We start from the raw sequence: 12,838 nt of genomic DNA on the forward strand, positions 1-12,838 counted from the left end.
CGAAGTCAATGCAGCCCGCCAATGACTGGTCATTGTCAGGGCACACTGCTGGAGACAACCCTACCGCTACTTCACACCCCGCACAAAACGAGTAGGCGCAGGTTGTGCACAGGATTGCCTCTCGCTGTCACACCCGCCCCAGTTGTCCACAGCAGCGCCAGCCGCCCCGCACTTCCGGGTCAGATCCGGGGCACCCTCAGGCCATGAAAAGACTCCTCGCCGTCGTCCTGGCATGCGTATCGACGCTCCCCCCACCCCTCGCCCTCGCCTACGTCTCCCCTGCCACGGGGGCCGCCTCGGTCGGCCGGGTCCTCGTGCCGGCTGCTATTCCGGAACGCAACTGGCAACCCGGGCACCGCGGGGTCGATCTCGCGCTGGCCACCGGCAGTGAGGTGCGCGCGGCGTCCACCGGCCACGTCGCCTTCGCCGGCAATGTCGCGGGAACCCCCTCGGTGTCTGTCGAGCACCCGGACGGTATCCGCACCACGTACACCCCGGTCTTCGCCCGGGTCCGGGAGGGTGACGAGGTCACGGAGGGGCAGGTCATCGGCACGCTCGCCCCGCCAGGCCCGGGTCACGCGGGCCTGCACTGGGGAGCGCTGAGCGGGCGGGACGTCTACCTCAACCCGCTCACCCTGCTGGACGCGCCGGTGATCCGGCTCAAGCCCGTGGATGCGCCCGGGAGAACACGTCCTTGAGGCGCTGCGCGGAGACGTGGGTGTAGATCTGCGTCGTCTGCAGCGAGGAGTGGCCGAGCAGCTCCTGGACCACCCGTAGATCGGCCCCGCCCTCGAGCATGTGGGTGGCGGCGCTGTGGCGGAGATCGTGCGGGCTCACGTGCCCCGCTCCGGAGGCGGCGGCGGACTTCTCGACGACCCTGCGCACCTGTCGCGGGTTTATTCTGCCACCCCTGCTCCCCAGGAAGAGCGCGCTCCCGCCGTCTCCGTGGTCAAGTTCCGGGCGGGCGTGGTCGATCCATTCCCGGATCGCCGCCGCGGCCGATTCCCCGAAGGGCACCGTGCGCTGTTTGTTGCCCTTGCCGGTGACCCGGGTGGTCCGGCGGGCGAGGTCAACGTCGGTGGTGTCCAGGCCGCAGAGCTCGGCCACCCGCATGCCGCTGGCGTAGAGCAGCTCGAGCATCGCGACGTCGCGGACCGACTCGGGCGAGTCGTCGGACTGGGCGGGTTCGGTCACCAGATGGTCGGCCTGCCTGTCGGAGAGCACGTCGGGCAGGGGCCGGTTGATCTTCGGGCTGGCCAGGCGGGCGGCCACGTCGGACTCCAGGTACCCGGCGCGCACGGCCCAGGACGTGAAGGCACGGGCGGACGCCGTGCGCCGGGCGAGGGTGGCGCGGGACTTGCCCTCGGTGACGGCGGCGGCCAGCCAGGTGCGCAGGGCATTGAGGGTCAGTTCGTCGAAGGTGCGCACGTTCCGGGCCAGGTCGAGCAGGTCCGAGCGGTAGGAGCGCACAGTCGCCTCGGAGCGGCCCCTGACCAAACGCTGGTGCTCAGCGAAGTCCTCGATGGCCTCGCCGAGTTGGCTCGGTCGCTCAGCCTGAATGGTGCTCATGTGGCAGGAGTCTACGTCAGTGTTCGACTCGCTCCCAGGCGTTGCCGACCCGGCGCACCACCCCCCTGCGGTTCAGGTCGACGAGGATGGTCACGCACAGCGGGATGGTCATCCCGGCCGCACGCGCGAGCTGCTCCGTGGGCATCTCCCCCGAGGGTGGCAGGGCGTCAAAGATCCGGAGCTCGTTGCGCGACAACACCTGCACCTCGTCGGGTGCGAAGGCCAGCTCGTACTGCCCGTCGGGGTCGACCGCCCCCACCGCCTCCAGCAGCGCGCGGATGTCGGCGCCCCCGGTGACCAGCTGGGCGCGGCCGTCCCGGATACGCCGGTGACACCCCAGCGAGTTGGTCGAGGTCACCGGTCCCGGCACTGCCATGGACACCCGTCCCAGACCCTCTGCCCAGCTCAGGGTGTTGAGTGCGCCGGAGCGCCACGCGGCCTCCACCACGACGGTGCCCTGCGAGAGTGCGGCCACGAGCCGGTTGCGGGTGAGGAAACGATGACGCTGGGGCGTGGTTCCGGGCGGATACTCGGAGACGATCGCCCCGCCTTTCGGGTGGGAGGCGATGGTGCCGAAGAGTTCCGCGTTCTCCTTGGGGTAGGCGCGGTCCAGCCCACACGCGGCGACCACCACGGTGGATGTCCCCGTCACCAGGGCTGCGCGGTGGGCGACAGCGTCCACCCCGACGGCCCCGCCGGAGACGATCGTCCACTTTTGTGACGCAAGCTCGGAGACGACCTGCTCGGTGGCCGCCTTCCCGTAGCCGCTGAGGGCGCGGGTGCCCACGATGGCCACCGACCTGGCCAGGAGCGGTGCCAGCGCGTGACCCCTCACCCACAGCGCGTGGGGTGCCACGGCGTCCGACTGGTACGTGCGCAGATGCTCGCTGATCCCGGTGGCCGCGAAACCGAAGGCGGAATCAAACTCCTCCGCGGGCCACTCGTCATCCCCGCGGGCGATCAGGCGCGCGCCGAGGCGCTCGGCCGTCTCCAGATCCTCCGCGGCGCGGTCCCACCCGTGCCGGGCCTCGGTCTCCCGCAGGAGCGGGCCGACCCACCCGGCGCGGGTGCGCACACCGTGGGCGATCTCTTCCGCGCACCGGCCCGCGGAGAGCAGGGCCTGGAGCGGCCGGGACGGCCCCTCGACCACCCTGGACAGGTAGGCCCAGGCGAGTCGTTCGTTCATGCCGCCCGCACCTCTAGCTGGGAGCCGCGCAGTTCCAGGGCCCGGGCCACGTGGTCGAGGTCGGGCCGGTCCCGCCCGGCCAGGTCGCAGATGGTCCAGGCCAGGCGCAGCGCCCGGTCGACCCCCCGCTGGGTGATGTCGCCGACGGCCAGGTGGGCCTCGACGAGTGCCATGCCGGTGTCGTCGGCGGGAGCGTGGCGTCGGAGATACGGCCCCGCCACATCGCTGTTGCGGGCGGCGTTCCCCCAGCGCCGCGCGGCCCGGCCGCGGGCCTCCGCGACCCGGGCGGCGATGACCGCGCTGGCCTCGGCGCCCTCGGTGGACACCACCCCGCCCTTTCCGGTCGTGCGCACGATCATGTCGATGCGGTCCAGCAGCGGGCCGGAGAGGTTGGACAGGTAGTTGCGTCGCTCGGCCACCGTGCAGGTGCAGTCGCCGGGGTTCTCGGCGGCGCACCTGCAGGGGTTGGCGGCGAGCAGCAGCTGGAACCGGGAGGGAAACACCGTGGATCTGTTGCCGCGCTGGAGCACGATACGTCGGTGTTCCAGCGGGGTCCGCAGGCAGTCCAGGGTGGCAGCGGGTATCTCGGAGACCTCGTCGAGAAAGAGCACCCCGTGGTGCGCATGCGTCACAGCTCCCGGTGAGGGATGGCCGGAGCCGCCGCCTAGCAGCCCTGCCCGGGTCACGGTGTGGTGGGGTGCGGAGAGGGGCGGGACGGTGAGCATCGCCCTGTCCGTGGAGACGCCGGCCACCGAGCGGATCGCCCCCACCTCGAGGGCCTCGGCCCGCGACAGCGGCGGGAGTATGCCGGGGAGCCTCTCGGCCAGCATGGACTTTCCGGAACCCGGCGGCCCGGTGAGAAACATGTGGTGTCCCCCGGCAGCCGCGACCTCGGTGGCCCAGCGGGCGTCGTGCTGGCCGGCCAGGTCGGCGAAGTCGGGCACGCCGGCACTCGTGCCCGGGATCCCCGGACGGGCCCGGTGGAGCACCGGGGACCCGCAGGCCCAGGCCCAGGCGGCCTCGAGACTGGGGGCCACGAGCACGTCGATCCCCTCGGCCAGGGCCGCCTCCTCCTGGTTCCCCGGCGGAACGAGCACCGTGGCCTTGTTCTCCCTGGCCGCCGCCAGCACGGAGGGCAGCACCCCGGTCACCGCCCGCACCGACCCGTCGAGCCCGAGTTCTCCGAGCACCACCACGTCACGCAGCCGGGCATCCGCCCCCGGGTGCCGCGCGGCGAGTACCGCCAGGCACATGGCCAGGTCGAAGTGGGAGCCACGCTTGGGCAGGTCCGCGGGAGAGAGTGAGAGCACGATTTTCGACTTCGGCCAGTCCAGGGCGGCATTGGCCACTGCGGTGCGCAGTCGGTAGCGCGCCTCCCGCACGGAGGCATCACCGAGCCCGACGACGCTGATGCCGGGCAGACCGGGGCCGACATTCGCCTCTACGGTGACCAGGCGGGCGGTGATCCCGTCCAGGGCGGTCGTGGTGGTTCTACCCAGCGCCATGCTCGACCCCCTCGTAGTGGGTGAGCTCGAAACCGGCGCCGGCGACGTAGAGCACCACGACGTCGAAACGCACCGGGGCGTAGGGCCGGCCGGTCAGCCACCGAGACGCGGCCGAGCGCATCCGGTGGAGCTTTCTCGGGGTCACGGACTCCGCTCCCCCGAAGCCCTGGCCCGTGCGCGTCTTCACCTCGACGAACACCACGGTGCCGTCCGGCTCCGTGGCGATGATGTCGATCTCCCCGCTGCCGAAGCGCACGTTGGTGTCGATCACCTGCGCACCCCGCTCCCGGTAGAACTGCGCGGCATAGGCCTCCCCGCGCCTGCCTAATTCGATGGTGCCCGTCATGGAAAACTCCCCCTGCGTCAGATGAAATGGCTTCACCGACGCAGCGTGGCAGGTTTCTCGCGAGGGGTGGGGGCGGGCGTCGATAAGCACAAAAAAACTGTGGACAACCTCAGTTGTCCACAGCTGCATGCACCAGCGGGTTGCCTAATCCGGGAACGTGAGCTCCGGCTTGTCCAGCTCCTCGATGTTGACGTCCTTGTAGGTGATCACCCGGACGTAGCGCACGAAACGGGCGGATCGGTAGAGGTCCCAGACCCAGGCGTCGGACATGCGGACCTCGTAGTAGACGTCCGGGCCCGAGGAGTGCGGGATGAGTTCGACGGCGTTGGCGAGGTAGAAGCGGCGGTCGGTTTCCACGACGTAGGAGAACTGGCTGACCACGTCGCGGTACTCGCGGTAGAGGGAAAGCTCGGCGTCAGCTTCGTAGTTCTCGAGATCCTCAGCGCTCACGTAGGTCCTTCCGGTGACTTCTTCGCCGCCCACTCGGCGTGGGCGGCCGCGACATTGGCATAAGTGTAGCGATGGATCTTGCTCGCGCCGTGCTGGCGCACCGCGTCGAGATGCGCCTTCGTGGAGTAACCCTTGTGCCCGGCCAGGCCGTACACCGGATACTGCTCCCCCAGTGAGGCCATGTGGCGGTCGCGGGTGACCTTAGCCAGGACGCTGGCGGCTGCGATGCACCGCGCGGTGGCGTCGCCGCCGATGATGGGCAGGTGCGGGGCGGTGAGCCCGGGCACCCGCCAGGCGTCGGTGACCACGTATCCCGCGGGTGTGGCCAGCGTTGCCACCGCCCGGCGCATGCCGTCGATGTTGGCCACCTGCACCCCGCGGGCGTCGATCTCCGCCGGCCCGATGGACACCACGGAATACGCCACGGCCACTGATCGGATGACATCGAAGAGTTCGTCCCGGCGCTTCGGGCTGAGTTTCTTGGAGTCCGTCAGCCGGTCCAGCTCGGGAAAGGCGCGGGCAGGAAGGATGCAGGCGGCGACGGTCAACGGCCCGGCGCAGGCTCCCCGACCGGCCTCGTCCACGCCGGCGACGGGCCCGAGCCCGGCCTTCTCCAGCGTCACCTCATGGGTGCGCAGCTTGGAGAGGCGACGCATCTACTGCTGCTGGATGTCCGGGTCGTCGACCCCACCGAAGCGGCCGACGGGCAGGATGATCGCCTGCACCTTGCCCTGGATGTTCTCCCTGGGGATGGTCCCCTGGAACTGATCACCCAGGTGGTAGCGCGAGTCCAGGGAGTTGGTGCGGTTGTCGCCCATCATGAAGTATTGGTTCTCCGGCACCTCGACGGGGCCGAAGTAGGCGCCGCCGCAGGCTTCGGAGCCGGACTGCGTGTCCACGGGGTACTGCGCGGGCTGCTGGATGAACGACTGGTCCGTGGGCTGGCCGTCGACCATGATCGCCGGGTCACCGGCCTGGCAGGAGACGGTCTGGCCGCCCTCGGCGATGATGCGTTTGACCAGGTTGTTCTCGTCCGGGGCGACGAGGCCGACGTAGGAGCCGACGTTCTGCAGGCCACGCACGACAGGGTTGGCCGAGCGGTGGGATTCGAAACCGGCGTTCCACGAGTCGGTGCCCTCGAAGACGATGACGTCGCCGGGCTCGGGATCGGAAAGGTAGTAGGAGACCTTCTCCACGGCGATGCGGTCGCCGGTGCAGCCCTCGCAACCGTGCAGCGTCGGCTCCATGGAGGCGCTGGGGATGAGGTACACGCGCCCGATGAGGGTCTGGAGGATCACCATGATGATCATCGTCACCACGATGATGACCGGGAACTCGACGTACCAGGGCAGGGACTTGGTTTCGCGGTCGCGCCTGCTGCCACGATTTCTGGGGGAACTCACGGCGACTCAGCCTAGCAGGGCCCGGCAGCGCCACCTGCCCGGCCAGCACGCCCCAGGCGGAGAACAGAAAATGGGCCCCGCCGATTTCTCGGTGCGGCCCATTGACGTGAGACAGGTACTAGCGGCGTTCCTTGATGCGGGCAGCCTTGCCGCGCAGGTCGCGCATGTAGTACAGCTTCGCACGACGGACGTCACCCTTGCGGATGACCTCGATCTTGGCGATGTTCGGGGAGTGTACCGGGAAGGTACGCTCCACGCCGATGCCGAAGGACACCTTGCGGACCGTGAAGGTCTCGCGGATGCCGGAGCCCTGGCGGCGCAGGACGAAGCCCTTGAACAGCTGGGTACGCTCGTTGGCACCCTCGATGACCTTGACGTGCACGTCAAGCGTGTCGCCGGGGCGGAAATCGGGGATGTCGTCGCGGCGCTGCTGGGCGTCGATCTGATCGATGATGTTGGTCATGATGGTTATTCCTCACAGTTCAGGACAGAGGACCCTGGCGGCCAGTGACGGCTCAACCGGTTCGTATCCGTGTCAAAGTCGTGCGACGATGCCCCGTGACAGGGCACAATCAACCGGTCAATGATGGCATGCTCAGACGCGGTCGGCCAAATCCGAGCGGAATACGGTGAGGAAAGGGCTTGCCGACGTCCCCACCAGGCTCTCCGCCACCTCCACCGGGATGTCCCCGAGGATCTCGCCGTGCACCTCCGACGCGGTTTCCACGATGGCGGCGTTGAGCTCCTCGCCGATGTTGTGCTGGTGCGCCATGGCCGCGTCGAAGTCGACGTATTCCTCGATGACGGTGGCCTGCCGGCGATCGGGTGAGAGAAAGACGTCGTAACGTGTCGTTCCCGGCTCGTTGGCCTCGACCAGGCCGCGCGCCTGCCCGGAGAGCTCGAGGAATCGCTCCGCCATGCCGGGACGGAAGGTGAAGTGGATGACGCCGGTGATCTGGGACATGCACGCGATGGTAGCCGGAGGAGGCTTATCGACGCTCCCCTCACCCTTAGCCGTTCAGCGCCCGCAGCCGTGCCGCGCGCTCGCGCTGGTCCGCACATTCCGCCAGCACTCGGCGCAGCGCCGCCGGCAGCTCACCGGGGACCTCACCCGCAACGTCCGGGTACAGCCCGCGCACCAGCCGGTTGGCGATCTCCATGGGGTGCTCCTCCCAGATCTGCGGGACCCAGTCGAAGAACCGTCGGTCCAGGTGCGCGCGCAGTGGCTGCGAACCCGGGGCGGTGTAGGCGGCGAGCAGGGCGTCCACCTCGTCGTTGGACCATCTGCCCGGCACGGTGACCGTATCGAAGAGCTCGGTCTTGGTCTCGGCCGAGGGGGCGGCCCAGACGGCACGCAGGTGACGCGTTTTCCCGGACAGGGTGGCGTCCCGGGCGTGTGCCTCGTCGAGTTCCTCCCGGCTGATCTCCCCGCACGCGGCCAGGGCGGCGCGGATGGACCAGGCGAGCTGGTTGTCCACGGTGAGGCCGGGTAGGCGGGCGTCGAGAAGCGTCCGTAGCCTCTCCCCCGAGCCCTCTGAACTCAGCGCGGCGATGGCCACCCGAGCGATGGCGAGCTGCGCGTCGGAGCCGGGTTCGGCGTCCCCGAGCGCGTTCCACAGCTGCTCCGCCAGGCGGTCCGCGAGGGTGTCGTCAGCGGTGTAGTCCCGGGCGGCCTGCAGTGCCGCGCCCAGCGTGCGGGCGATCATGCCCGGGTTGTCCTCCTTAGGTGCGTGCCGGGCGGCGATGGCCACGTAGTCCGCCACGGGCAGGCGGCCGTCGCGGCAGAGGTTCCACAGCGAGGTCCACACGACCGCCCGGGCCAGCGGATCCTCGATCTCGGAGAGGTGCTCGGTGAGCCAGAGCAGCGAGCGTTTGTCCACGCCCGTCAGCGCATAGGTCTGGTCGGTGTCGTTGACGATCACCAGCTCCGCCCCCGCGGGCAGCTCGACCGTCACCTCATCGGCCTCCGCGGGCACGGTGACGTCGATGCCCTTGATGCACCTTCCTGCGGCGTAGACCCCGACGTCGAGGCGGTGCGGGCGGTTTCCCTCGTGGGCGAGGGTGAGGGTGTCGCCGACCCGCGCGGGGTCGAGGCGATCCGGGCCGGTGGTGCGCAGCCAGCGATCCGCCCACTCCCCCAGGTCGACGTCCGTGTGTGCCGAGAGCGCGGCGAGCAGGTCCGCGAACGTGGCGGAGGAGAAGGCGTGGGCCGAGAAGTAGTCGCGCGCGCCGGCGAAGAATGCCTCGCGCCCGATGTAGTGCACCAGCTGGGTGAGCACGGCCGCGCCCTTGGCGTAGGTGATGCCGTCGAAGTTCTGCCGTGCCGCGTCCACGTCGGGGATCTCTGCGGCGATCGGGTGCGTGGTGGGCAGCTGATCCTGCTGGTAGGCCCAGTTCTTGCGGTCGCCAGCGAAGTTCGCGCGGGCCTCGGCGTAGTCGCTGACGTGCAGGGATGCGTCCGCCCCCATGAACTCGGCGAAGGATTCCTTGAGCCACAGGTCGTCCCACCACCTCGGCGTGACCAGGTCGCCGAACCACATGTGGCTCATCTCGTGGAGGATCGTGTTCGCACGCGCCGCGTGCTGGGCGCGGGTGGCGCGGTCCTGGAAGAGGTACCTCTCCGTGAAGGTGACCAGGCCGGGGTTCTCCATGGCACCGAGGTTGTATTCGGGCACGAAGATGGAGTCGTATTTTCCCCAGGGGTAGGGGTAACCGAACACCTCGTTGAAGTACGGCAGGCCTCGGGCGGTGATCTGCAGGAATTCGTCGTCGACAAACTCCGCCATGGAGGCCCGCGCCCAGACGCCCAGCTCGACCCCCTCGGAGGTGGCGTGCCCGGCGCGGACGTACTCTCCCGCGGCAAAGGCCATGAGGTAGGTCGACATCGGCGGGGTCTCGGCGAAGTGCACGCTGTCCCCCTCCCGGTCGGTCTCCGCGCCGTTGGCCAGCGCCGTCCACCCCTCCGGCACACTCATCCGAACGGAGAACGTCGCCTTGAGGTCCGGCTGGTCGAAGCAGGGGTACACCCGGCGCGCGTCGGAGGGCTCGAAGTGCGAGTACAGGTACGTGCGGCCGTCGGCCGGGTCGGTGAAGCGGTGCAGGCCCTGCCCGGTGCGCGAATACCGCGAGCGCCCGGCCACCTTCACGGAACATCGCGTATCGACGGGCACCTCCAGCCAGATCTGCCCGTCAGCAAACAAATACTCCACCGGGGCACCGTCGACCTCCACCGTGGTGACGCTCTCGCCGAGGTAGTCGAGGACGATCCCGGCCTCGGCGCTGGTGTGCGTGATCTCCGAGGTGACGGCGAAGGTCTCCGCGGTGGCGGGGTCGTCGGTGAGGCCGAGCCACAGGTCGTAGTGCTCCACCGTGAGGTGGGTGGAGCGGTGGCGGGCGTCGGCAAGCGTGAGCGCATAGATCATGAACCCACCTTGCCACGCCCGGCCGGGTCAGCGCCCGAACCCGGCGTTGCGCAGGGCGTCGGCCAGGGATCCGGCGTCCTGCTTCGGCGGCTGCTTCTTCTTGGCCGGCCGGGCACCGCGATTCTCGTCGGTGGTGCGCATGGTCAGCGAGATGCGCCCCCGGTTCTCGTCCACCTCGACCACCCGCACCCGCACGACCTGCCCGGAGCGCACGACCTCGTGCGGGTCGGAGACGAACTTGTCCGCCAGCTGCGACACGTGCACGAGCCCGTCCTGGTGCACTCCGATGTCCACGAACGCGCCGAAGGCCGCGACGTTGGTCACCGTCCCCTCCAGGGACATGCCCGGCTTGAGGTCGCTGAGCTTCTCGACGCCCTCCTTGAACGTGGCCGTCTTAAACTCCGGCCGCGGGTCGCGTCCGGGTTTGTCCAGCTCGGCGATGATGTCGGTGACGGTGGGAACGCCGAACTTCTCGTCGGCGAAGTCGGCCGGGCGCAGCTTGGCCAGGGCGGCGGAGTTGCCCAGCAGGCGGTCCACGCTCAGCCCGGTGGCTTGCGCGATCTTCTTCACCACGGGGTAGGACTCCGGGTGCACCGCGGAGGCGTCGAGGGGGTTCTCGCCGTGCACACGCAGGAAGCCGGCGGCCTGCTCGAAAGACTTGGCCCCCAGGCGCGGCACCTTGCCCAGCTCCTTGCGGGAGGCGAATGCCCCGTTCTCGTCGCGGTAGGCGACGATGTTGTGCGCCACGGTGGAGTTCACCCCGGCGACCCGCTCGAGCAGCGGCGCGGAGGCGGTGTTGACGTCCACTCCGACACCGTTGACCGCGTCCTCGACCACGCCGTCGAGTGTCCTGGCCAGGGCGGTCTGGTTAACGTCGTGCTGGTACTGGCCCACGCCGATGGACTTCGGGTCGATCTTCACCAGCTCCGCCAGCGGGTCCTGCAGGCGACGCGCAATGGACACCGCGCCGCGCAGGGAGACGTCCATATCGGGGAACTCCTCGGCGGCGGCCGCGGAGGCCGAGTACACCGACGCCCCCGACTCGGAGACGATGACCGGGGTGGCAGAGGTGCCGGCGACGATCTCCCCGGCGAGTTTCTCCGTCTCACGCGACGCGGTGCCGTTGCCCACGGCGAGCAGCTCCACGTCGTGTTTGCGGCACAGCGACGACAGCACGGAGACCGCATCGGACCAGCGGTTCTGCGGCTGATGCGGGTAGACCACCACGGTGTCCAGCACCTTGCCGGTGGCCGAGACCACGGCGCACTTCACGCCGTTGCGGAAACCGGGGTCCAGGCCCAGGGTCGGCCGCTGCCCGGCAGGGGCGGCGAGCAGGACGTCGCGCAGGTTCTCCGCGAAGACACCCAGCGCGCCCTGCTCGGCATGCTCCTTGAGGCGCAGGCGCACATCCAGCCCGGAGGAGATGAGCAGCTTGGTGCGCCAGCCGAAACGCGCGGCCTCGCGCTGCCAGGCGGAGTGCTCGGTGTCCAGGTCGAAGCGGGAGGCGATAAGCGACTCGTACTCCGTGTCCTCGCCGGGGTCGAGGTTGAGCGAGAGCGCTCCCTCGTTCTCCCCGCGCAGCAGCGCCAGGATGCGGTGCGAGGGCAGCGAGGTGAAGGGTTCGGAGAAGTCGAAGTAGTCGCGGAACTTCGCGCCCTCGTTCTCCTTTCCGGCCACGACGGACGAGCGCATCGTGCCCTGGCGGAACATCTTCTCGCGCACCTCCCCCACCAGGTCGGCGTCGAGGGAGAAGCGGTCGATGAGGATGGAACGCGCGCCGTTCAGCGCCGCCTTGGCGTCCTCGAATCCCTCGGTGACATACCCCTGGGCGAGCGTCTCCGGCGCGGCGGAGGGATCGGCGAGCAGGGCGTCGAGAAGCGGTTCCAACCCTGCCTCGCGGGCGATGTCCGCCTTGGTGCGGCGGCGTTTCTTGTAGGGCAGGTAGAGGTCCTCGAGGCGGGCCTTGGTGTCCACGGCGCGGATCTCGGCGCGCAGCTGATCGGTGAGTTTGCCCTGTTCCTCGATGGCGGCAAGCACGGCCTCGCGGCGCTCCTCGAGTTCGCGCAGGTAGAGGGAGCGTTCCTCGAGGGTGCGCAGCTGGGTGTCATCCAGCCCACCGGTGGCTTCCTTGCGGTAACGGGCGATGAAGGGGACGGTGTTGCCCTCGTCGAGAAGTTTCAGGGCCGCGGCGACGGAGGATTCCGGCACGCCGAGCTCTCGGGCGATGATTGCTGCGAATGACATTCGTGTGATTCTAGCGCGCCCGGTTCGCCTGTCGGTACGCACGGAAGAACACCAGGGCGAGCAGGCCGAGGGTGATCCACAGCAGGTAGCGGTTGACCACCTCGATCACCGCGAGCACCTGGTCGCCGTGCAGGTAACCCAGCCACATCATCACGCCGTTGACCAGCGCGACGCAAGCCGCGTTGTAGGCGAGCACGGCCCACCACGGGAGCCGGAACAGCCCGAGCACCGCGTTGACGATGTTCGCCGGCACCGGGCCGGGCAGGTAGGCCAGCGGCACCAGCCCGGCGGTAATGGCGATCGACTTGCGTGACTTCGACCCCAGGAAGCGGCGCAAGAAGGACTTCACCCGGGGCATGTACTGCACGGAGAGATCGATGAAGTCGTGCCCCCACCTCAGGCCCATGAGCCAGTAGATGGGCACCCACTTCACGGCGCCGACGATGTTGGCCAGCAGGTAGACCCACCAGGTGCCCTGCCCGTCGCTGGTGTACGCGCCGGAGATGACCGCGCTGGTGTAGCCGCCGACCAGCAGGTCATAAGCCAGCGGGTGGTTGAGCAGCCAGCCGCGCAGCGGGATCATGGCGAATCCCCAGACGACGATGACCCCCATGAGAACCATGAGCACCACGTCGGTGCGTTTCGGGTTCTCCAGGAACTCCGGCAGCTGGGGTTCGTTCTTCGCTACAGTCACAACGACACATCCTTGCACA

General features: G+C 69.2%; 13 protein-coding genes. 1 reads left to right on the plus strand and 12 read right to left on the minus strand.

Going from position 1 to position 12,838, the window contains the following annotated elements:
• Nucleotides 1-203: 203 nt before the first annotated feature.
• A complete protein-coding gene (locus CDOO_RS08695) occupies nucleotides 204-698 on the plus strand; it encodes a M23 family metallopeptidase (protein ID WP_018020977.1) in 495 nt (164 codons plus the stop codon).
• Here the strand turns inward: CDOO_RS08695 and CDOO_RS08700 are convergent.
• The 12 genes from CDOO_RS08700 to CDOO_RS08755 form a co-directional block, all read right to left on the minus strand.
• Nucleotides 661-1,569 (minus strand): tyrosine recombinase XerC, encoded by a 909-nt coding sequence (locus CDOO_RS08700; protein ID WP_018020976.1) that lies wholly within the window; start codon nucleotides 1,567-1,569, stop codon nucleotides 661-663. The genes CDOO_RS08695 and CDOO_RS08700 overlap by 38 nt on opposite strands.
• Before the next feature lie 16 nt (nucleotides 1,570-1,585).
• The gene (dprA, locus tag CDOO_RS08705) at nucleotides 1,586-2,755 is read right to left on the minus strand and encodes a DNA-processing protein DprA (RefSeq protein ID WP_018020975.1); all 1,170 of its coding nucleotides are present in this window, start codon (nucleotides 2,753-2,755) and stop codon (nucleotides 1,586-1,588) included.
• Nucleotides 2,752-4,260, minus strand: a complete 1,509-nt coding sequence (locus CDOO_RS08710) for a YifB family Mg chelatase-like AAA ATPase (protein ID WP_018020974.1) — start codon at nucleotides 4,258-4,260, stop codon at nucleotides 2,752-2,754. Before CDOO_RS08710 ends, dprA begins: the two co-directional genes overlap by 4 nt.
• The gene (locus tag CDOO_RS08715; RefSeq protein ID WP_018020973.1) at nucleotides 4,247-4,606 is read right to left on the minus strand and encodes a YraN family protein; all 360 of its coding nucleotides are present in this window, start codon (nucleotides 4,604-4,606) and stop codon (nucleotides 4,247-4,249) included. The genes CDOO_RS08710 and CDOO_RS08715 overlap by 14 nt, the downstream gene beginning before the upstream one ends.
• A gap of 144 nt (nucleotides 4,607-4,750) precedes the next feature.
• A complete protein-coding gene (locus CDOO_RS08720) occupies nucleotides 4,751-5,056 on the minus strand; it encodes a DUF2469 domain-containing protein (protein ID WP_018020972.1) in 306 nt (101 codons plus the stop codon).
• Nucleotides 5,053-5,712, minus strand: a complete 660-nt coding sequence (locus CDOO_RS08725) for a ribonuclease HII (protein WP_018020971.1) — start codon at nucleotides 5,710-5,712, stop codon at nucleotides 5,053-5,055. The genes CDOO_RS08720 and CDOO_RS08725 overlap by 4 nt, the downstream gene beginning before the upstream one ends.
• Entirely contained in the window at nucleotides 5,713-6,459 is a 747-nt protein-coding gene (gene lepB, locus CDOO_RS08730; protein ID WP_018020970.1) for a signal peptidase I, read from the minus strand.
• A gap of 118 nt (nucleotides 6,460-6,577) precedes the next feature.
• Nucleotides 6,578-6,922, minus strand: a complete 345-nt coding sequence (rplS, locus tag CDOO_RS08735; protein ID WP_018020969.1) for a 50S ribosomal protein L19 — start codon at nucleotides 6,920-6,922, stop codon at nucleotides 6,578-6,580.
• A gap of 132 nt (nucleotides 6,923-7,054) precedes the next feature.
• Nucleotides 7,055-7,423 (minus strand): putative quinol monooxygenase, encoded by a 369-nt coding sequence (locus tag CDOO_RS08740; RefSeq protein ID WP_018020968.1) that lies wholly within the window; start codon nucleotides 7,421-7,423, stop codon nucleotides 7,055-7,057.
• 46 nt (nucleotides 7,424-7,469) lie between these two features.
• Nucleotides 7,470-9,881, minus strand: a complete 2,412-nt coding sequence (gene pepN, locus CDOO_RS08745; protein WP_018020967.1) for an aminopeptidase N — start codon at nucleotides 9,879-9,881, stop codon at nucleotides 7,470-7,472.
• Nucleotides 9,882-9,908: 27 nt separating this feature from the next.
• On the minus strand, nucleotides 9,909-12,125 hold the full coding sequence (locus tag CDOO_RS08750; RefSeq protein ID WP_018020966.1) for a Tex family protein: 2,217 nt from the start codon (nucleotides 12,123-12,125) through the stop codon (nucleotides 9,909-9,911).
• A gap of 10 nt (nucleotides 12,126-12,135) precedes the next feature.
• Nucleotides 12,136-12,819: a DedA family protein gene (locus CDOO_RS08755; protein WP_018020965.1), complete on the minus strand. Its 684-nt coding sequence runs from the start codon at nucleotides 12,817-12,819 to the stop codon at nucleotides 12,136-12,138.
• Nucleotides 12,820-12,838: the final 19 nt, after the last annotated feature.

The sequence above is a fragment of the Corynebacterium doosanense CAU 212 = DSM 45436 genome, assembly GCF_000767055.1.
GTDB lineage: Bacteria > Actinomycetota > Actinomycetes > Mycobacteriales > Mycobacteriaceae > Corynebacterium > Corynebacterium doosanense.

Coding starts and splice junctions, on each gene's coding strand:
- rplS (WP_018020969.1), bottom strand. CDS start 6,922: ATGACCAACATCATCGATCAGATCGACGCCCAGCAGCGCCGCGACGAC.
- pepN (WP_018020967.1), bottom strand. CDS start 9,881: ATGATCTATGCGCTCACGCTTGCCGACGCCCGCCACCGCTCCACCCAC.
- CDOO_RS08710 (WP_018020974.1), bottom strand. CDS start 4,260: ATGGCGCTGGGTAGAACCACCACGACCGCCCTGGACGGGATCACCGCC.
- CDOO_RS08715 (WP_018020973.1), bottom strand. CDS start 4,606: ATGACGGGCACCATCGAATTAGGCAGGCGCGGGGAGGCCTATGCCGCG.
- CDOO_RS08740 (WP_018020968.1), bottom strand. CDS start 7,423: ATGTCCCAGATCACCGGCGTCATCCACTTCACCTTCCGTCCCGGCATG.
- CDOO_RS08725 (WP_018020971.1), bottom strand. CDS start 5,712: ATGCGTCGCCTCTCCAAGCTGCGCACCCATGAGGTGACGCTGGAGAAG.
- CDOO_RS08700 (WP_018020976.1), bottom strand. CDS start 1,569: ATGAGCACCATTCAGGCTGAGCGACCGAGCCAACTCGGCGAGGCCATC.
- CDOO_RS08695 (WP_018020977.1), top strand. CDS start 204: ATGAAAAGACTCCTCGCCGTCGTCCTGGCATGCGTATCGACGCTCCCC.
- CDOO_RS08750 (WP_018020966.1), bottom strand. CDS start 12,125: ATGTCATTCGCAGCAATCATCGCCCGAGAGCTCGGCGTGCCGGAATCC.
- dprA (WP_018020975.1), bottom strand. CDS start 2,755: ATGAACGAACGACTCGCCTGGGCCTACCTGTCCAGGGTGGTCGAGGGG.